The following is an 18,074-nucleotide window of genomic DNA, read 5'->3' on the forward strand; positions in this document are numbered from 1 at the left end:
GTCCGTCACCGCTCACCGCTCACGCACCGGAGAGAACCCTGATGCAGCCGCTGCGCGGAGTCACCGTCGTCTCGCTCGAACAGGCGGTCGCCGCTCCCTACGCCAGCCGCCAGCTCGCCGACCTGGGCGCGCGGGTGATCAAGGTGGAGCGCCCCGGGACGGGGGACTTCGCCCGCGCCTACGACACCCGCGTACGCGGCCTGAGCTCGCACTTCGTGTGGGTCAACCGCAACAAGGAGTCCCTCACCCTGGATTTCAAGGACCCGCGCGGCATGGACGTACTGCACCGCCTGATCGCGAAGGCCGACGTCTTCCTGCAGAACCTGGCGCCGGGGGCGGCGGCCCGGGCCGGGCTCGGTGCGGAGGAACTCCGGGCACGGCATCCGCGCCTGATCGTCTGCGACATCTCCGGCTACGGGGCCCCCGGCCCGTACGAGGGCCGCAAGGCATACGACCTCATGGTGCAGTCCGAGTCGGGACTGCTGTCCGTCACCGGCTCGCCGGACGACATGGCCAAGGTGGGCATCTCCGTGTCGGACATCGCCGCCGGGATGTACGCGTACAGCTCGATCCTGGGCGCGCTGCTGGAGCGCGGGCGGACGGGGCGGGGCACGCACCTGGACGTGTCGATGCTGGAGGCCACCGTGGAGTGGATGGGCTTTCCCCTCTACTACGCCTTCGACGGCGCCGAACCGCCACCGCGGGCGGGCGCCGCGCACGCGACGATCTACCCGTACGGGCCCTTCACGGCGGGCGACGGCCGGGTCGTCATGATGGCGATCCAGAACGACCGCGAGTGGCGCGGTTTCTGCGCGGGCTTCCTGGACCGTCCGGAGCTGGCCGAGCATCCCGACTACGCCACCAACGCGGACCGCAACGCGCGCCGGGAGGCGCTGGGCGCGCTGATCGCGGCCCGTTTCGCGGAGCTGACCAGCGCCGAGGCGATCGAACGGCTCAGTGCGGTGCCGGTCGCCAACGCCCGGGTGAACACACTCGCCGAGGTGTGGGACCACCCCCAGCTGGCGGCGCGCGGACGCTGGCACCAGGTGCCCACGCCGGCCGGACCCGTACCGGCGCTCGCCCCGCCGGGCCCGACCGGCGACGCGCCCCGCATGGACGCGGTACCGGCGCCGGGCGAGCACACCCGCGCCGTACTCGGCGAGCTGGGCCTGTCCGAGGAGGCCGTGGACGCGCTCGTCGCGGACGGGGTGGCGTGAGGGGCGCCCTGACCGGCCGCGCCGATCAGCGAGTGCCCTCCTTGCGGGCGACGGCGAAGACGCGGCGGAAGGGGAACGGGGTGCCGTGCGCCCCGGCGGGGTAGGCGGCGCGCAGGACGGTCCGGTACTCCTCGACGAACGCGTCGCGGGCCTCCGGGTCGTCGTCGAGCGCGGTGAGCACGGGCCGCAGCCCCGTCCCCTTCACCCAGTCCAGTACGGCGTCCTCGCCGGGCAGCAGATGGACGTACGTCGTCTCCCAGACGTCGGCGGCGCACCCGGCGGCGGTGAGGTGGGCGAGGTAGGCCTCGGGCGTGAGGACGGCACCGTCGTGGCGCAGGGTGCCGGCGAGGCGGTCCCGCCAGCGGCGGGAGTGGGCGAGTTCGCGCATCAGGCGGTGGCTGGGGGCGTCGAAGTTGCCGGGTACCTGGAAGGCGAGGACGCCGCCCGGGGCGAGCCGGTCGATCCAGTCGGCGAAGCGCTCGACGTGGCCGGGGACCCACTGGAGGGTGGCGTTGCTGATGAGGAGGTCGTACGGCTCGGCGGGGGTCCAGGTGCGGGCGTCGGCGGGGGCGAAGTCGAGGCGGCCGCCCTGTGACGTGGGTCCGGCGTGTTCCCGGGCCCGTTCGAGCATCCGGGGTGAGTTGTCGTAGCCGGTGATGCGGGCGGTGGGCCAGCGGTCGGCGAGCAGGACGGTGACGTTGCCGGGGCCGCAGCCGAGGTCGGCGATGCGGGGCGGGGTGCCGGGCAGGTCCGGGACGCGGGCGAGGAGGTCGGTGAACGGACGGGCGCGGGGCCCGGCGTGCCGCAGGTACTGGGCGGGGTCCCAGGCGGGGGCGGTGGCGGGCATGGAACCTCCAGAGGCTGGACCGGGCCGGGGGGCTGTCCGGGCCGGGGCTGTCCGGGCCGGGTACCCAGCGTCACCCGCAAACTATCTCGACGTCAAGACAGTCAACATCAAGAGACTTCACGTCGACACAACCACTACACTGATCGTCATGGAGGACGAGGTCGATCGGCTGGTCGCAGCATGGCGCCGGGAGCGCCCGGACCTCGACGTGGAACCGCTCGAGGTGCTGAGCCGGGTCAGCAGGCTCGCCCGGCACCTGGACCGCGCACGCCGGCTGGCCTTCTCGGAACACGAACTGGAGCCGTGGGAGTTCGACGTCCTGACGGCACTGCGCCGCGCGGGCACCCCGTACCAGCTCTCGCCGGGACAGCTCCTCACCCAGACCCTGGTCACCTCGGGCACGATGACCAACCGCATCGACCGCCTGGCCAAGAAGGGCCTGGTGGAACGCCTGCCCGACCCCAGCGACCGCCGCGGCGTGCTGGTCCGGCTCACGGACGAGGGCCGGGACCGCGCCGACCAGTCACTCGCCGGCCTCCTGGCGCAGGAGCGCGCCATCCTGGCCGAACTCTCCCGGGCCCAGCGCAGCGAACTGGCGGCGCTGCTACGCCAGCTGACCGCCCCGTTCGACAACATCCCCGGTTAGGTCGGCCGGCCCCACCCCGGCCCGCCTGGCCAGTGCCACGGCGGCGAGGGTGGAGTGGACGCCCAGCTTGCCCAGCACGTTCTGCATGTGCGTCCGCACGGTGTGCGGGGACAGGTACAGCCGCTCGGCGACCGCCTTGCGCCCCAGCCCGGCCACCATGCAGCGCAGCACCTCCCGCTCCCGCGGGGTCAGCGACTCCACCAGCCGTTCGCTCTCGGTGCGGTGCTTGCGGGCGGCGGTCAGCTCGCGCAGGACGCCGGTGAGCAGTGCGGGCGGCAGATGCGTCTCGTCGCGCAGTACGCCCCGTATGACGCTGAGCAGCCGCGACAGCGAGCAGTCCTTCGCCACCCACCCGGAGGCCCCGGCCCCCAGCGCGAGGGCCGCCCGACGGGGGTCGTCCTTCTCGGCGAGGACCACGATCCGTACGCCCGGCTGCCCCGACCGCACCCCGGCGACCAGCGAGATCCCGTCCACCAGCCCGTCCTCGTTGCCGTCCCGCACGGGCACGGCCGGGCGCGCGCCGGGGACGTGACCCCCCAGGTCGGCGTCGACGAGCAGCACGTCGAAACGCCGCCCCTCGGACGCGGCCCGCTCCAGGCAGCGCAGTGCGGCCGGGCCGCTGCCGGCCGCGGAGACGTCGACGTCCGGCTCGGCGGCCAGGGCGGCGGCGAGCGACTCGGCGAAGATGCGATGGTCGTCGACGACCAGGACTCGGATACGAACCACGAAACCCCCTCCCCCGAGCTCCTGGAGGAGCAGGGGATACCCATCGTCTGTCCATCCACGGAACACGGAAGACGACACCGGCACGGGTACGACGCCCGAAGCCCCGTATCCAACTGTGCGCTCGGCACTCCGGGACAGGTCGCCGCAGCCGCACGGCCGCCGCCGTGCAGTAACCGCTACCCCCGCCCCGGGCGCCGTACCCGGCTGTCTCGCCCCCTGAACGACACCGGCCCCCACCGGTGCTGCTCATCAGAGTACGGGCGGGCGCCGGGAGCGGAAGGTTATTTGCAGAACTGACAGCCCGGCACGTTTATGGTGAGCCGCATGTTCCGTCTAGTGACAGAAGTGGACAGGGAACGACGCGATCTGCTGCGCACCCGCCTGCGGGAGACGAACACGACGGCCTCCTCCGTCCTGCGTTCCCTGCGCGGAACCCCTCACGAACGCGAATTCCCCCTGCATGTCTGGGTGCTGGACGAGACGGGCGGCCTGGCGGGCGGCCTCGTCGGCCACACCTGGGCGACCTGGCTCCACGTGACGTACTTGTGGGTGGACGACCGGTGCCGGGGGGCGGGGCTGGGCTCGGCCCTGTTGACGGAAGCGGAACGAACGGCCCACGACGAACGCCGCTGCGCGGCGTCCCGCGTGGAGACCTGGGACTTCCAGGCCCCGGACTTCTACACGCGGCACGGCTACGACGTGATGTGCGTGATCCCCGACTATCCGCCGGGGGTCACGGAGTACACGTTGGTGAAGCGGTTGGGATGAGGAGCTCGCACCGCTCCACGACTCCTCCCGCTACCAACGGTCCGTGGCGAACCCCATGCCCTTCGTGCTGTAACGAGGAAGATCGGTCGTTTCGGCGATCCCGACGCCTCGGTGCTCATAATTTCCGAGAACGACTGCCCGGCCTTAGTTGGCGACGTCGCCCAGGGCCAGCACCGTCTTCTACTGCCGCAAAACAGGTCGTTCCCAGACGGGAGACGGTGGCCCCCGCTGCCCGAGCCGAGAACTGCGGAACCGCCGCCCTCGGAGTCGGCGTGATCAGGCACCCTCCATCAACGGGCCAGGCGAGCCCTGGCCGTCCTCCGTGAAACGGAGGCTTCGTAGGAGGGCTGCCATAACCGGGGCGTAGCACTGCTCCCAGTGGCCAACGTTCGGGGTGGAGAAGGCGATCAGACACACTCGCCGCCCCTCTCCACCTGCCATTTCTGGGATCGGGACCATGGCATGGAACTGGGCGGTGAGCACATCAACAGCCTCACCGTTCGGGGAGAACTCCGGCGACACCGTATAGCCCTGGCCACCTGTGAATACGGCTGCCGGACCACACGAAGTGTGGATGAGAGAACCAGCCCACTCCGGCCCTCTTGACTCCAGGACACCCTGCAGAGCTCCACGAGCCGCTGTGGCTGCGTCACCGCCATACGGAAAGTCGACAACGGCGACTGCCAGAGAGCCCAAAGACGGCTCACCCTGGAACAAATGAAGGCAGTCAGCCGCGTACACGACACCGACCTCCTTAAGGAAGCAGGAGACCTGGTGCAACGCCCGGGCCATCTGGCCCAGCTTCTCCTGGTCGAGGTCACCAGTCATCGACGGTCGCGCGTAGCGTCTGTTCAGCTCGGTCCACGTCGTCTCGAAGTCGGCGCCGATGGGGATGGCCTCAAAATCGACCGGGACGGAGAAGTCGACACGGATCAAGAGCCGTTCCTTCCAGGGTCACCCCACCCGTTGCCTCCGACCGGAGGGGGAGGGGCGGGGGGCGGCGGCGGGCCTGACCGCTGGGACCGCTGCTGGTCGTAACGGGTCACCTTTCGCCGGTTGTACTCGTACCAACTCCTCATCCAGCGAGGAATCAGAGCCGCGACGACGCCCAGAAGCACTGCCACCACAAGCAGGGCGATCGCGCCGCCAAGCGCCTCACGTGCCACCCACGCCAGCACAAGGCTGGCGATGCCGAGGAGGGCCGCGATGATGACCAGCCCTCTCGAGCCATGCGTTTCGTAGGCAGTCATGTTCCGCCGAGCCGAAGCGGCCTCCATTGGAGCGATCTGCCTGCCGGGGACGGGCGGCATTCCCGCAGGGGCCCACACCTGGGGAAACAGGGGACCACCAGCACGCAGTCGGTCCACCGTGTGCTGGGCGCGCCGGCGAACGTCCGGGGAGTCGTCACGCAGATAGATCATGCGCCATTGACCTCGGGTGACGATGTCCGTGTCGTGAAGCTCGTAGCCCAGCTCGAAAGCCACCGCCGCGATTCGGTTGCTCTGCGCCACCTCTCTGCCCCTCAGCGTGATTTCCGCGGTGCCTCGCCCGTCGAAGTAGTTGAGGATCTGTTCATCCTTCATGAGGGCCTTCATTTCTCCTGTTGCGCGGCACGGTCTCTCTCCCTCCCGGCCTTCCAGGCGTTCTCGAATCCCACAAGAAGGAGTCCGCCTGCGCCAGGCATAGCAAGCTCGAACTTCTGACGGTCGTTCTGCGGGGCAAAGTAGCCCAGTGCCGCCGGATCAGCGATAAAGGATGCGACAGTGTCCACCAGACCGAAGTTGGCAGAGGCGTCAGCGGCACGACTTCCGGCGACCACCGCCGACACGCCCTTGAACGCGAGCCCGAACGGGAGAGCGCCCAGAGCATCCTGCGCGAGGGTTCGGTTGGAGACTACGTCCTCGCCCCCTACTGCCCGTGCCGTGCCGTGCAGGGCAAGGGCTCCACCGGCGAAGCCGCCCGCCACCGTGCCCACCGTCACCGAGGCCAGGGCGAGAGGCGGGAAGAACACGCTAAGGCCAAGCATCACGAGCGAGATTGCACCCAGTGCGGCACTCACAGTCGCCAGCACGTCGCCGAGAGCAGCGATCGTATAGGCGTGTTCCGCAAGCCACTTGACCGCGTCGGCCACGGCCGCGCTGACGACCTCGTCCACGATGTCGTCGAGTTTTCCGAGGGCTTTCCCGATGTCGACGATGGTGTCGCCCAGGCTGTCCAGCAAGCCTGGCTCGTTCGGCGCGATGTTCATCGCCTTGTCGAGGCGCCGCGCGACCGTTCGGCCTTCCAGGTCGTAGTCGGTGGCCAGCTTGCGGGCCTGTGCGCGTATTCGGTCGAGGTCGGATTCAGCCGTGCTTGCTGCCAACTGTGCCGCGGAGCGATCCTTCTCGGCCTTCTCCTGCTTGCTTGCCTCGGCGTCGTCCCTCGGCGGCAGGTCGAGCAGCGGTTTGGGCGGCAGGCCGGACAGCGTGTCCTTCGCCGCGCGGAGCGCGTCCTTCGCGTCCTGCGCCTTGCTCTCCAGGGCCTCGGCCTTGCGCTGCCAGGCCGGCATCTCGTCGGCCCAGCCAGTCAGTGCCGTCGCGGCTTTGCCGAAGGATCGTTTCGCCTTGTCGACCTTGGGCCGGAAGTCGTCGTCGAACTGCTCACGGAACGCGTCGGCGTGACGCCCTTTCCAGTCGGCGTCGTCCGTGCCGTGCAGGGCGTCGGATATCTCGTCCAGCGCTTTGGCGGTGCGCTGGACAATGTTCGCGACGTGCTTCGCGGTGTGCGGGTCCCCGGGGCAGGGGACGAACTCGAGGGCCGGAAACCGGTCCTTCAAAGGAGAGGTCTGCGTGGGTGACAACCAGGAGAACGGATCACTCACGCCCGCTGCTCCCTTGCTTTACGCAGCTCCTTGGCCAGCGTGTCGTCGATGTCCTCGAACGCCTTCTTCATCTTGTCGAGCGTCTTGACCGCGGCACCCGAGTACTTCCTGATCTGCTCGATGCCGTAGGACCACTCGTCACCGAAGTCGTTCATGCGCGAGGCGAGCGTGCTCACGCCCATGGACGCGCCGTCGACCTCGTCCATCTCCTTGCCGGGTCGCTCCATGATCTCGCCGATGTGCTCGATGTTGCTCCGCACGCGGTTCAGCACCCCGAAGTCGATGTATATGTCGCTCATCATTCCCCGTTTTCGTGGTCTAGCGGTTCACGGCCTGAATCTCCTGAACCACGACCTCCTGGTCAGCTCCGAACTCGCCGTCGGGAAGGCCACCACCCGCACCGGTCGTGCTCGTCCAGCTGATCTTCCAGGTGACGGTGGCTTGGAGCTTGTACGAGCCGTCGCCGGAGGAGCGCAGGTACTTCACCCCGCACGGCGGGCTCTCGTCGGCCTTGCCCTTGGCAAAGGGCTCACCGATCTGCCCGTCGCGGATCTCACACTGGCCGGAGGCGGGATACGTGATCGCGTCGTCCGTCCCCGGGGTGATCTTCAAGGAGACGGGCTCGGCCGTGGTCGTGGCGCTGAGACCGAGCAGCGGGACGGACGCGGTGACGGAGACCGGCTTGAACTCGGCGGTGTCCAGCCACGCCCACGTCGGAAGGTTCACCTTCGTGGTGTTCGCCGGGGCGAGTTCGACCTCAGTGGAGGGAACGCGGATCTCGGCATACGCGAGCTGGGCGAGCATGTCGGGCGTGATGGCCTGCGGGACATCGGCCGGCGGAGCGTCGCCCTCGTCAACCCAGAAGGGCAGCTCGTCGCAGTCCTGGGCCCCCGGGTCCGACTCCCGCCCTTCGGTGACGTACGCGTCCCACCAGTAGCCCTCGCCCTCCTTGTCCTTGTTGAAGTCCTTGTAGGGCTTGCCGTTGACGAAGTGGTTCTGCGTCTTCAGGGACCACTCGGGGCTGGGGGCACTGCTTTCCCATACCTGGCGCATCTGCGCCTCGATTTCCTCGGGCGTGTACTTCGGCGCGTAATAGCAGGCCGGAGGCGTCCAGGACGTGGTCGACGTGACGACACCGGCTGACTCTCCGCTGCCGTTCTGTGAGCGGTCGTAGACGATTGCACCGCTGACCCCTGACTTGAGGGTGTCACCGGCACGTCCTCCCGAGGCGCTCGCGTCCACCTCCGGACCGGACCCGCCGAAGGAGCCTTCTCCAGGATTGGTCTTGTCCGCGAAAGCGCTGGGCATCGAACACAGCCACATCGAACCTACGGCGACAGCGACAGCGGCAAGGCGGATCAGCCGAGTCACGGCTGACACCCAGCAGCACCGCGAGTCGATGCGATCTTCACGAGCTCCCAGATTCCCTGCTTGTTCTTGGAGACCTCAACGTTGTAAGCCACGTAGCTGTCCTTGGTCACCTTCGTACCCGTGAGCTCACCGGTCTTGATGACCTTGCTGTAGGCCTTGCTCTCGTCAGCGCAGTAGCCGATCGCTGCACTGGTTTCGGACTTCACCTTCACGGCACGGTCGAAGTACCGAGTTGTGCCCGTCACCGTCCAGCCCGCATCCTTGAACCCCTGGACCCACTTCTCAGCGGCAGCAGCACCCTCTCCCTCCGTATAGAACTCCAGGGCTGGGAGGCGCGGATTCTGGGCGACGATCGCCGCGTCGAGCGCGCGGACGAGTTCCGCGTTGTCCCGCAGAATCGCGTCCTCAACGGGCCTTCCGGTCTCTTCGGGCGTGAAGACGTCCTTGACGTCCGACGGCAACTTGATCGTCGGGCGCTCAGCGGCGTCCGACGCACTCGGCGAAGCCGAGGTCGACGAGTCGGCCTCCGTGTCGGCGCCCGCGATCTTGTCGTTGTCCTTGGAGTTGTCCTCACCGCTCCCGCAGGCGGACAGTGACAGGGCCGCAACAGCAGCCAGCGCGACGACTGCAAGCGGGGTGGGACGGCGGTTCACGGATGGCTCCCGGTGGGGCGAGGGTTCTCACGAGTGTGCCAACGCTATCGGCCGGGACTTGAGTGACAACAGCCGCCTTTACGTCACCCCGACTGCCTGAGCAGGTAGGCCCTGGCAGAAGCGGCCGTGACGACAGGGCTTCGGATGTGCTGTTCCGTAACGCAAGCCGCGAACAGCGTGAGTGCCCCGCGCCTTCCGGGTGCCTCGACGGCCTCGGAAGGACGCACGAATTCCAAGCCCCGCAGAGGGTGGAATCCGACCACGGTGGCCTCTCGCCTCACCCCACCCGCCGGGCCCCCGCCGCGGGTACCGCCTCGAACACGCGTGGGGCCGTGTGGCCCGCCGCCGCGAAGGACTCCTCCACCGCCTTGGTGATGGCGTCGACGTCGGATTCCTCCGCCAGGACGATCGCCGAGCCGCCGAAGCCGCCGCCGGTCATGCGGGCGCCCAGGGCGCCGGAGGCGAGGGCCGTGTCGACGACCAGGTCGAGTTCCGGGCAGGAGACGCGGAAGTCGTCGCGCAGGGAGGTGTGGCCCTCGACCAGGACGGGGCCGATGGCGCGGGTGTCGCCGGACTCCAGGAGGGAGACGACGCGTTCGACGCGCTCGTCCTCCGTGACGACGTGCCGGACCAGGCGGAGTACCTCCTCGTCGTCGGCCAGGCGTTCCAGTGCCGCGTCCAGGTCGGCGTACGGCACGTCCCGCAGGGCGTCCACGCCCAGCAGTGCGGCGCCCTTCTCGCAGCCCGCGCGGCGTTTGCCGTACTCGCCCTCGCTGTGGGAGTGCTTGACCTGCGTGTCGACGACGAGCAGGCGCATGCCCTCGGCGGCGAGGTCGAAGGGGATCTGGCGCTGGGAGAGGTCGCGGGTGTCGAGGAAGAGGGCGTGGCCCGCCTCGCAGCAGGCGGAGGCGGTCTGGTCCATGATGCCGACCGGGGCGCCCACGTAGACGTTCTCCGCGCGCTGGCACAGGCGGGCCAGTTGCCAGCCGCGCAGGCCGAGGGCGTGGAGGTCGTTCAGCGCGAGGGCGACCACGACCTCCAGGGCCGCCGAGGAGGAGAGGCCCGCGCCGGAGGGGACCGTCGAGGCCAGGTGGATGTCGGCGCCGGTCAGCTCGTGGCCGGCCTCGCGCAGCGCCCAGACGACGCCCGAGGGGTACGCCGTCCAGGACCTGTCCGACTCGGGGGTCAGGTCCGCGACGCGCAGCTCGACGGGGTCGGCCCCGATGTCCGCCGAGTGCAGGCGCAGGATGCCGTCGTCGCGCCGGGAGACCGCCGCGACCGCGGTGTGCGGCAGGGCGAACGGCATGACGAAGCCGTCGTTGTAGTCGGTGTGTTCGCCGATGAGGTTCACCCGGCCCGGCGCCGCCCACACCCCCTCGGGGTCCGCCCCGTACAGCTCCCGGAACCGCTCGCCGACGGTGCCCGCGACATCCCCTGCGACAGCCTCGCTCATGCCCTGACCCCTCGCCCTTCCCTATGTCCTGGCCCGTAAGTCCTAGCCCGCGCGCCGCTGCGCGAACTCCCACGCGTCCGCCACGATCCCCGCGAGGTCCGCGCGCGACGGGTTCCAGCCCAGTTTCTCGCGGGCCGTGCCGGCCGAGGCCACCAGGACCGCCGGGTCGCCGCCCCGTCGGGGGGCCAGGACCTCGGGGATCGGGTGGCCCGTCACCCGGCGGACGGTCTCGACGACCTCGCGGACGGAGAAGCCGTTGCCGTTGCCCAGGTTGCAGATGAGGTGCTCGCCGGGGGCGGCCGCGTCCAGGGCCAGCAGGTGGGCCTCGGCCAGGTCGGCGACGTGGATGTAGTCGCGGACGCAGGTGCCGTCCGGCGTCGGGTAGTCGTCGCCGAAGACGGAGATGGCGTCGCGCCTGCCCTGTGCCACCTGGAGGACCAGCGGGATGAGGTGCGACTCGGGGGCGTGGCGCTCGCCGTACGCGCCGTACGCGCCGGCGACGTTGAAGTAGCGGAGCGAGACCGCGCCCAGGCCGTGGGCCGCCGCCTCGCCGGTGATCATGTGGTCCACGGCCAGCTTCGAGGCGCCGTAGGGGTTCGTGGGCCTCGTCGGCGCGGACTCGACGATCGGGACCTCGGCCGGCTCGCCGTAGGTGGCGGCGGTGGAGGAGAAGACCAGGCGGCGCACGCCCGCGCCCCGCATGGCCTCCAGCAGGGCCATGGTGCCGCCGACGTTGTTGTCCCAGTACTTCTCGGGCTTCACGACCGACTCGCCGACCTGGGAGAAGGCGGCGAAGTGCAGCACGCCGTCGTACGACGCGTCCAGCCACTTGGCGGCGTCGCGGATGTCGCCCTCGATGAAGGAGGCACCGCTCGGCACGCCCTCGCGAAAGCCCGTCGAGAGGTTGTCGAGGACGACCACCTCGTGGCCGGCCTCCAGCAGGTGCTGGGCGACCACGCTGCCGACATAACCGGCCCCGCCCGTGACCAGGTACTTCCCGCTCATCAACTCGCTACCTCTCGCAGTCGCTCGGCCGCGCGCTCCGGGGGCACGTCGTTGATGAACACGTTCATGCCGGACTCGGAGCCCGCGAGGAACTTCAGCTTGCCGGATGTCCGGCGGATGGTGAAAAGCTCGAGGTGCAGCGCGAAGTCGTCCCGCGCCACGCCCTCGAAGTCCTCCAACTGGCCGAAGGGGGCCTGGTGCCAGGCCGCGATGTACGGCGTCGGGGGCTCACCGATCCCGAAGATCCGGTCGAAGCGCCTCAAGAGTTCCAGATACACCTGGGGGAATTCTGTGCGCGCCGCCTCGTCGAGCCCGAGCAGGTCGGGCACCCGCCGCTTGGGGTAGAGGTGCACCTCGTACGGCCAGTGCGCGGCGTACGGCACGAAGGCCGCCCAGTGTTCACCCTCCAGGACTACCCGCTCACCGGCCAGTTCCTCCTCCAGCACCGCGTCGAACAGGTTCTCCCCGCCCGTCGCCTCCTTGTGGGCGGCCACCTGGCGCAGCATCAGGGCGGTGCGGGGGGTGGTGAAGGGGTAGGCGTAGATCTGCCCGTGCGGGTGACCGAGCGTCACTCCGATCTCGGCGCCCCGGTTCTCGAAGCAGAAGACCTGTTCGACGGAGGGCAGATGGGACAGCTCGGAGGTGCGGTCGGTCCAGGCGTCGAGCACGAGCCGGGCCTGCTCCTCGCTCAGATCGGCGAAGGAGGCGTTGTGGTCGGAGGTGAAGCAGACGACCTCGCAGCGGCCGGAGTCGCCGGCCAGCGAGGGGAAGCGGTTCTCGAAGACCACCACGTCGTACGACGAGTCCGGGATCTCGCTCAGCCGCTCGCCCTGCGAGGGGCACAGGGGGCACTCGTCGGCCGGCGGATGGTAGATGCGGCCCTGGCGGTGCGAGGCGACGGCGACCGAGTCGCCGAGCAGCGGGTCACGGCGGACCTCGGACGTGGTGACGGTCCGGTCCAGCGGACGGCGGTCGACGGCGTCCCGGACGGTGTCGTCGCGCAGGTCGTAGTGGACGAGCTCGCGACCGTCGGCCAGCCGGGTCGAGGTCTTCTTCACTGCCGGACTCCTCTACACCTGCATCCGCACCCAATCACCCAACACAATCAAACATAACACTTCACAACCGACCAGCAACCAACCGGCGACCCGTCAATAGCCCACCACCCCACCGATCATCACAATCAAACAAAGAACATCACCGGACGTGTTCAATTACTGAACGCGGAGGCGTAGGTTCCGCTCGGATCAGTTCGCGCAACGAAGCGAGTTCGTATGCATACCCCCACACATCTAGCCGCGGAGCTTCGACTCCCCACCAACTGGCTCGACTACTCGATCCTCGGGATCTACTTCGTCGTCGTGCTCGGCATCGGCTTCGCCGCCCGCCGATCGGTCAAGACCAGCCTGGACTTCTTCCTGTCCGGCCGCTCACTGCCCGCCTGGGTCACCGGCCTCGCCTTCGTCGCGGCCAACCTGGGCGCCACCGAGATCCTCGGCATGGCCGCCAACAGCGCCCAGTACGGCGTCTACACGACCCACTGGTACTGGATCGGCGCCATCCCGGCGATGGTCTTCCTCGGCCTGGTGATGATGCCGTTCTACTACGGCTCGAAGGTCCGCTCGGTCCCCGAGTTCCTGCTGCTGCGCTTCGACAAGGCATCGCACCTGCTGAGTTCGATCCTGTTCGCCGTGGCCGCCATCCTGATCGCCGGGGTGAACCTCTACGCCCTCGCGATCGTCGTCGAGGCCCTCCTCGGCTGGCCCCAGTGGGTGGCCATCGTGGTCGCCGGCTTCTTCGTCCTGGCGTACATCACCCTGGGCGGCCTGTCCTCGGCGATCTACAACGAGGTCCTGCAGTTCTTCGTGATCCTGGCCGGCCTCATCCCGATCACCGTCCTGGGCCTGAAGAGGGTCGGCGGCTGGGGCGGCCTGTCCGACTCCCTCACCCAGTCCCGCGGCGGCGACTTCATGACGGCATGGGGCGGCACGGGGATCGGCAGCGACAACCCGCTGGGCGCCAACTGGCTGACCATCGTCCTCGGCCTCGGCTTCGTGCTCTCCTTCGGCTACTGGACGACGAACTTCGCCGAGGTGCAGCGCGCCCTGTCCGCGAAGAACCTCTCGGCGGCCCAGCGCACCCCCCTCATCGCCGCCTTCCCGAAGATCTTCATCGTCTTCGTGGTGATGATCCCGGGCCTGGTCGCCGCCGTCCTCGTCCCGCAGATCGGCACGCCCGGCTCGGACCTCCAGTACAACGACGCGATCCCGTACCTGATGCAGCAGCTGCTGCCCAACGGCGTCCTCGGCATCGCGGTCACCGGCCTGCTGGCCGCCTTCATGGCGGGCATGGCGGCGAACATCTCCTCCTTCAACACGGTCTTCACCAACGACGTCTGGGCGAGGTACGTCGTGAAGGGCCGCGAGGACGACTACTACGTCCGCTTCGGCCGTCTGATCACCGTGATCGGCGTCCTGGCCTCGATCGGCACGGCCTTCCTGGCGTCGTCCTTCTCCAACATCATGAGCTACCTCCAGACCCTCTTCTCCTTCTTCAACGTGCCGATGTTCGTGGTCTTCATCATCGGCATGTTCTGGAAGCGCGCGTCCGTGAAGTCCGGTTTCTGGGGCCTGATCGCGGGCACCACGGCGGCGATGGTGAACTACTTCGTCATCTACAAGCAGGGCATCGTCGACATTCCCACCGACCAGGGCGCCAACTTCGTCTCCGCGATCGCGGGCTTCGTGGCCGGTGCGGTCGTCATGGTCGCCGTGTCCCTGTTCACCGCACCGAAGCCCGCCGCCGAGCTCCAGGGCCTGGTCTACGGCACCACCTCCCCCGGCATGTCCGAGGCGCCCGCCAAGGGCGACGACGCGTGGTACCGCAAGCCGGCGCTCCTGGGCTGGGGCGCGGTCGTACTGGCCGCCGCCTGCTACATCCCGTTCTCGTTCTGATCGCGGGAGGATTGAGAGAGCATGTCTGATTCCTACTCCGAGAAGAACGTCCAGGACGAGGTCTCCGAGCTGGAGACCAAGTCCGTCACCGCCGCGCGGCTGTTCGACATCCGGCGGATCATCGGCGGGCTGTTCGTGATCTACGGCGTCATCGTGACGATCGCGGGCCTCGTGGCGTCCGACGACGAGATCGACAAGGCGCAGGGGGTGAACATCAACCTGTGGACCGGGCTGGGGATGCTGCTGCTGGGGCTGTTCTTCCTGGCATGGCTGAAGCTGAGGCCGATGGCTCCGCCGCCGCCGGTCTCTGAGGAGGAACCTCCACGGGAGTGACGCGGGGGCGGTGCGGGTGCGCTGCGTTCGCGGAGGCACCCGGTGCCGGTGCGGGCCGGGGGCGGGTGACGCGGCCCGGCGCTGCGGGGTGCCGCCGCGCCCACCCGTGCCGCCCCAGCGGCACGACTGCCCGCAGCTGGGGGGGGGGCGGAGAGCCGCGTACGGCGAGAAGGGACGTGTCGGGGGGTGTCCGCCCGCAGCGGTTGGCGCGTCAACGCCCCGCACCACTGTGGCCGACCGATTCCGCGCCGTTCCGAGGACGGACACCCCCCGGCGCGGCCCGACCCACCACGCGACAAACCGCGCTACGCGCATCACCACCAAAGCCGCACAGGCCGCCGCAGGCATCGCGCGGTGCTCAACCGCCGACGGTGCCCGCTCGGTCCAGTAGCCCCGTGCGTGCGGCCAGGGCCGCCGCCTCCAGTCGTGATCCGACGCCCAGCTTCATCAGCACCCGCTGGACATGCGTACGCGCCGTGGACGGAGCGATTCCCATGCCCGCCGCGATGAGGCGGGTGTCCTCGCCGTCGGCGACCCGGACCAGGACCTCCACCTCCCTCGGCGTGAGCATCTGCAACAACCGCTGCCCCTCGTCGTCGGGCTGGGCCACCGGATTCAGCAGCTCACCGAACGCCCCCTGCAACAGCGACGGCGCCACCGCCGCCTCCCCGGCCCGCGCCTTCATGATCGCCCGCTCGACGCCCTCTATCCGCTCGTCGTGCCGGACGTACCCCGACGCCCCCGCCGCGAACGCCGCCGCGATCCCGCGAGGGCTCGGCACCGGCCCCAGCACCAGCACCGCCACCTGCGGACGCTCCCGCTTGATCCGCAGCACCGGATCGAAGATGCCCGGCTCGGCCGGTGTCGCCGTCCCCAGCAGGCACACCTCCGGCGCCCGGCTGATCACCAGCTCCGCCGCACCCGCGGCCGGCGCCGCCGCGGCGAGCACCCGGTGCCCGCGCAGCTTCAGCGCCGAAGCCAGCGCCTCGGCGAGCAATCGGTGATCGTCGACCACCATGAGCCGTACTCCCATGGAGCAACCCCCCAGTCACCCGGTCCCCCGGCACGGACGGCAAGGCCCCCACCCCGCCCTTCATGCCCCGGAAGCTACACGCTGGCTCGACGTCGCGCTGCCCCTACCGGCGAGAACCGCCCCGGTACGCCGAAATCCCCCGCAACACGGCCCCGCCCCTGAACAGGGACGGGGCCGCAAACGGGAGCCGGGGAGTCGCCGGCGGGACGTCGAGCGGCGTCAGCCGCCGGCACCGAACCCGATCGCCAGGTACTCCTTCTCGTCCGCGCTGGACGGCTCGCTGGCGTACACCTGCGACATGTACAGGCGCCCCTGCGAGTAGAGGATCTCGGAGTACTCCGGCAGCATGCTCGACTCGACGTCCCGCACCGCCTCCGTCGCCGGGTTCTCCAGCAGCGTGGTCTGCTTGAACGACCCGCCGTCGATGCTCACGATCTGGCCGCCCTTGTCGTACGGCGGGCGCTTGTAGGCGATCACGTTGCCGCCGTCCATGCGCAGCGGGGTGATCGTGTAGCCGTCACCGGCGTCGGCGCGCTGACCGGTCTGCTTCCCGGTGGCCAGGTCGAAGGCGACGACCTCGTTGGTCCGGCTGTACGACTCGCCGCTGCCCTCGTGCTCCTCGGTCGGGATGTAGAGCCGGTCGTTGCCGACGGCGAGCCCCGAGCAGTGCTCGATCTTGGTGATGGTGTCGCAGCGGGCCGCGAACTCCTCGCCCGGCGCGGAGATGCGGGTGAGCAGCTTGCCGGTCTTGTTGTCGATGGAGAAGAAGTCCGAGATGCCGCTGCCGTCACCGGCGGAGTCGCCGACGTCGGCGGCCACCACCAGCGGGTTCGTCGACACGATGCCCGCGTACTCGATGCCCTTGGCCATCTTGTACTCGGAGATCACCTTCCCGCTCTTCGGGTCGATGGTCTGGATGTTCAGCTGCCGTGCGTCGTAGCTGCCGCACTTGCGCACCGCGACCAGCTTCTCGCCGCCGCCGTAGCCGGCGTCGTAGCAGGTGTCGGTGGTCTTCGGGGACCAGAGGATGTCGCCCTTGGCGATGTCGAAGGCGACCCCGCCGTCGGTGCTGCCGGCCGCGACGGTGTCGCCGCTGATGGTGACGTTGTCGAAGGACATCGGCCGGTCACCGGCGGTCTTCGTCCACAGCTTCTTGCCCGCGTCCAGGTCGAGGACCGCTACCTGGGTGCAGCCGTGCGAGGGCTCCGCCTTGGTGGGCATGGCGGGCTGGTGGACGATGACCGTCTTGTTGTCGTCGGTGACGTGCTTGCTGGCCGTGCAGACCGGGCCGGCCAGCTTGATCGTCCACTTCTTGCTGCCCTTGGCGGGGTCGTAGCCGACGATCTCGGCGATGCCGCTCTTGGCGTACACCTTGTCGGTGAGCCACGAGCCGGAGACGACGACGCTGTTGTCCTCCTTGCTCACCGCGGGCGCGGGAACCTGGAAGAGCACCTTGGAGGCGGGGTCGGACGGCACCTTCTCCTCGCTGCCGGAGGGCTTGCCGCCCTCACCGCCCTTCTCGTCCGTGCCGCCCTTGCCACCGGTGCCCCCGCTGGAGGTCGCGGTGTCGTCCTTGCCGCCGTCGTCGGCGGAACCGGCGTACCAGACACCACCGCCGATGATCAGCGCGATCGCGACGACGGCCGACACGATGATCGCCATCTGCGCGTTGATCTTCCGCCCGCCACCCGGCCCGCCGGCCTGGGCCTGCATCGGCACGGTCGCCTGCGGATAGCCGTAGCCGGGCTGACCGGGGTAGCCGGGGTAGCCGGGCTGACCGGGCTGACCGGGCTGGCCGGGCTGGCCGTACGGCGGCGTCGGCTGCCCGTACGGCCCCGGCTGCTGGCCCGGTTGCTGGCCGGGGTAGCCGTACCCGGGCTGGGGCTGGGGCTGCGGCGGGGTCTGCGGATACCCGTACCCCGGCTGCGGCGAACCCGTCGGCGGGGTGGGCGGAGCCGCGGGCGCCTGCGGCGGCGTCTGCGGGTAGCCGTACCCCGGCTCGGGGGCCTTGCCGAGGTTCGGCCCACCGCCCGACGGCGGGGTGGGCGGCTGCGGCGGCCGGCCCTGCGGCGGGCCGAAGCCTCCCCCCTGCGGGGGCTGGTTGGGCGGCGGGGGCGGCGGCTGGGTCATGGCGTGAGTACCTCGGGGAGCGGAGACGACGGGGACGGCCGGGACGGCCGGGCGAACCGGCCTGGGCGGCCGGATCGC

At 69.7% G+C, this 18,074-nt stretch carries 18 protein-coding genes; 5 read left to right on the forward strand and 13 right to left on the reverse strand.

Features of this window, described 5'->3' with window-relative positions; all coding sequences use genetic code 11:
• Positions 1-41: 41 nt before the first annotated feature.
• Positions 42-1,217, forward strand: a complete 1,176-nt coding sequence (locus ACIQ6R_RS17710; protein ID WP_404222315.1) for a CaiB/BaiF CoA transferase family protein — start codon at positions 42-44, stop codon at positions 1,215-1,217.
• Positions 1,218-1,242: 25 nt separating this feature from the next.
• On the opposite strand, the gene ACIQ6R_RS17715 is transcribed toward ACIQ6R_RS17710, so the two are convergent.
• Positions 1,243-2,064, reverse strand: coding sequence for a trans-aconitate 2-methyltransferase (locus ACIQ6R_RS17715; protein ID WP_404222317.1), 822 nt, complete (start codon positions 2,062-2,064; stop codon positions 1,243-1,245).
• Between the two features lie 148 nt (positions 2,065-2,212).
• Between ACIQ6R_RS17715 and tamR the strand changes: the two genes are divergently transcribed.
• Positions 2,213-2,710, forward strand: a complete 498-nt coding sequence (tamR, locus tag ACIQ6R_RS17720; RefSeq protein WP_210963411.1) for a MarR family transcriptional regulator TamR — start codon at positions 2,213-2,215, stop codon at positions 2,708-2,710.
• Here tamR and ACIQ6R_RS17725 read toward each other — a convergent pair.
• Complete coding sequence (locus ACIQ6R_RS17725; RefSeq protein ID WP_310872962.1) at positions 2,669-3,436, reverse strand: response regulator transcription factor; 768 nt, start codon at positions 3,434-3,436, stop codon at positions 2,669-2,671. The two genes, tamR and ACIQ6R_RS17725, sit on opposite strands and share 42 nt — an antisense overlap.
• A gap of 312 nt (positions 3,437-3,748) precedes the next feature.
• On the opposite strand from ACIQ6R_RS17725, the gene ACIQ6R_RS17730 reads away from it, so the two are divergent.
• Positions 3,749-4,204 carry a GNAT family N-acetyltransferase gene (locus ACIQ6R_RS17730; protein ID WP_404222319.1) on the forward strand — a complete coding sequence of 152 codons (456 nt, stop codon included), beginning with the start codon at positions 3,749-3,751 and terminating at the stop codon, positions 4,202-4,204.
• A gap of 276 nt (positions 4,205-4,480) precedes the next feature.
• Here the strand turns inward: ACIQ6R_RS17730 and ACIQ6R_RS17735 are convergent, their stop codons facing one another.
• From ACIQ6R_RS17735 to galT, 9 genes are all read right to left on the reverse strand, one after another.
• Complete coding sequence (locus tag ACIQ6R_RS17735) at positions 4,481-5,140, reverse strand: hypothetical protein (RefSeq protein ID WP_404222320.1); 660 nt, start codon at positions 5,138-5,140, stop codon at positions 4,481-4,483.
• On the reverse strand, positions 5,137-5,799 hold the full coding sequence (locus ACIQ6R_RS17740; RefSeq protein WP_404222322.1) for a hypothetical protein: 663 nt from the start codon (positions 5,797-5,799) through the stop codon (positions 5,137-5,139). The genes ACIQ6R_RS17735 and ACIQ6R_RS17740 overlap by 4 nt, the downstream gene beginning before the upstream one ends.
• Positions 5,796-7,064, reverse strand: a complete 1,269-nt coding sequence (locus tag ACIQ6R_RS17745; protein WP_404222323.1) for a putative T7SS-secreted protein — start codon at positions 7,062-7,064, stop codon at positions 5,796-5,798. The genes ACIQ6R_RS17740 and ACIQ6R_RS17745 overlap by 4 nt, the downstream gene beginning before the upstream one ends.
• Entirely contained in the window at positions 7,061-7,363 is a 303-nt protein-coding gene (locus tag ACIQ6R_RS17750; protein ID WP_404175527.1) for a hypothetical protein, read from the reverse strand. The genes ACIQ6R_RS17745 and ACIQ6R_RS17750 overlap by 4 nt, the downstream gene beginning before the upstream one ends.
• Before the next feature lie 19 nt (positions 7,364-7,382).
• Positions 7,383-8,444 (reverse strand): hypothetical protein, encoded by a 1,062-nt coding sequence (locus tag ACIQ6R_RS17755; RefSeq protein ID WP_404222324.1) that lies wholly within the window; start codon positions 8,442-8,444, stop codon positions 7,383-7,385.
• Positions 8,432-9,088 (reverse strand): hypothetical protein, encoded by a 657-nt coding sequence (locus ACIQ6R_RS17760; protein ID WP_404222325.1) that lies wholly within the window; start codon positions 9,086-9,088, stop codon positions 8,432-8,434. The genes ACIQ6R_RS17755 and ACIQ6R_RS17760 overlap by 13 nt, the downstream gene beginning before the upstream one ends.
• 277 nt (positions 9,089-9,365) lie before the next feature.
• Positions 9,366-10,541 carry a galactokinase gene (gene galK / locus ACIQ6R_RS17765; RefSeq protein WP_404222326.1) on the reverse strand — a complete coding sequence of 392 codons (1,176 nt, stop codon included), beginning with the start codon at positions 10,539-10,541 and terminating at the stop codon, positions 9,366-9,368.
• 42 nt (positions 10,542-10,583) lie between these two features.
• On the reverse strand, positions 10,584-11,546 hold the full coding sequence (galE, locus tag ACIQ6R_RS17770; protein ID WP_404175536.1) for a UDP-glucose 4-epimerase GalE: 963 nt from the start codon (positions 11,544-11,546) through the stop codon (positions 10,584-10,586).
• Positions 11,546-12,604 (reverse strand): galactose-1-phosphate uridylyltransferase, encoded by a 1,059-nt coding sequence (galT, locus tag ACIQ6R_RS17775; RefSeq protein ID WP_404222328.1) that lies wholly within the window; start codon positions 12,602-12,604, stop codon positions 11,546-11,548. The genes galE and galT overlap by 1 nt, the downstream gene beginning before the upstream one ends.
• Before the next feature lie 216 nt (positions 12,605-12,820).
• On the opposite strand from galT, the gene ACIQ6R_RS17780 reads away from it, so the two are divergent.
• A complete protein-coding gene (locus tag ACIQ6R_RS17780) occupies positions 12,821-14,500 on the forward strand; it encodes a sodium:solute symporter family protein (protein ID WP_404222329.1) in 1,680 nt (559 codons plus the stop codon).
• Positions 14,501-14,521: 21 nt separating this feature from the next.
• On the forward strand, positions 14,522-14,833 hold the full coding sequence (locus ACIQ6R_RS17785; protein WP_404175545.1) for a hypothetical protein: 312 nt from the start codon (positions 14,522-14,524) through the stop codon (positions 14,831-14,833).
• Positions 14,834-15,191: 358 nt separating this feature from the next.
• Here the strand turns inward: ACIQ6R_RS17785 and ACIQ6R_RS17790 are convergent, their stop codons facing one another.
• On the reverse strand, positions 15,192-15,866 hold the full coding sequence (locus tag ACIQ6R_RS17790) for a LuxR C-terminal-related transcriptional regulator (RefSeq protein ID WP_404222331.1): 675 nt from the start codon (positions 15,864-15,866) through the stop codon (positions 15,192-15,194).
• A 219-nt stretch (positions 15,867-16,085) separates the two neighbouring features.
• The gene (locus ACIQ6R_RS17795; RefSeq protein ID WP_404222332.1) at positions 16,086-17,996 is read right to left on the reverse strand and encodes a PQQ-binding-like beta-propeller repeat protein; all 1,911 of its coding nucleotides are present in this window, start codon (positions 17,994-17,996) and stop codon (positions 16,086-16,088) included.
• Positions 17,997-18,074: the final 78 nt, after the last annotated feature.

Source organism: Streptomyces sp. NPDC096048 (genome assembly GCF_044763415.1).
Taxonomy (GTDB): Bacteria; Actinomycetota; Actinomycetes; order Streptomycetales; family Streptomycetaceae; genus Streptomyces.

What these genes read in the sequence shown, in the direction of transcription:
- ACIQ6R_RS17730 (WP_404222319.1), top strand. Translation starts at nt 3,749, where the DNA reads ATGGTGAGCCGCATGTTCCGTCTAGTGACAGAAGTGGACAGGGAACGA.
- ACIQ6R_RS17790 (WP_404222331.1), bottom strand. Translation starts at nt 15,866, where the DNA reads ATGGGAGTACGGCTCATGGTGGTCGACGATCACCGATTGCTCGCCGAG.
- tamR (WP_210963411.1), top strand. Translation starts at nt 2,213, where the DNA reads ATGGAGGACGAGGTCGATCGGCTGGTCGCAGCATGGCGCCGGGAGCGC.
- ACIQ6R_RS17780 (WP_404222329.1), top strand. Translation starts at nt 12,821, where the DNA reads ATGCATACCCCCACACATCTAGCCGCGGAGCTTCGACTCCCCACCAAC.
- ACIQ6R_RS17715 (WP_404222317.1), bottom strand. Translation starts at nt 2,064, where the DNA reads ATGCCCGCCACCGCCCCCGCCTGGGACCCCGCCCAGTACCTGCGGCAC.
- ACIQ6R_RS17740 (WP_404222322.1), bottom strand. Translation starts at nt 5,799, where the DNA reads ATGAAGGCCCTCATGAAGGATGAACAGATCCTCAACTACTTCGACGGG.
- ACIQ6R_RS17785 (WP_404175545.1), top strand. Translation starts at nt 14,522, where the DNA reads ATGTCTGATTCCTACTCCGAGAAGAACGTCCAGGACGAGGTCTCCGAG.
- ACIQ6R_RS17795 (WP_404222332.1), bottom strand. Translation starts at nt 17,996, where the DNA reads ATGACCCAGCCGCCGCCCCCGCCGCCCAACCAGCCCCCGCAGGGGGGA.
- ACIQ6R_RS17710 (WP_404222315.1), top strand. Translation starts at nt 42, where the DNA reads ATGCAGCCGCTGCGCGGAGTCACCGTCGTCTCGCTCGAACAGGCGGTC.
- galE (WP_404175536.1), bottom strand. Translation starts at nt 11,546, where the DNA reads ATGAGCGGGAAGTACCTGGTCACGGGCGGGGCCGGTTATGTCGGCAGC.
- ACIQ6R_RS17750 (WP_404175527.1), bottom strand. Translation starts at nt 7,363, where the DNA reads ATGAGCGACATATACATCGACTTCGGGGTGCTGAACCGCGTGCGGAGC.
- galK (WP_404222326.1), bottom strand. Translation starts at nt 10,541, where the DNA reads ATGAGCGAGGCTGTCGCAGGGGATGTCGCGGGCACCGTCGGCGAGCGG.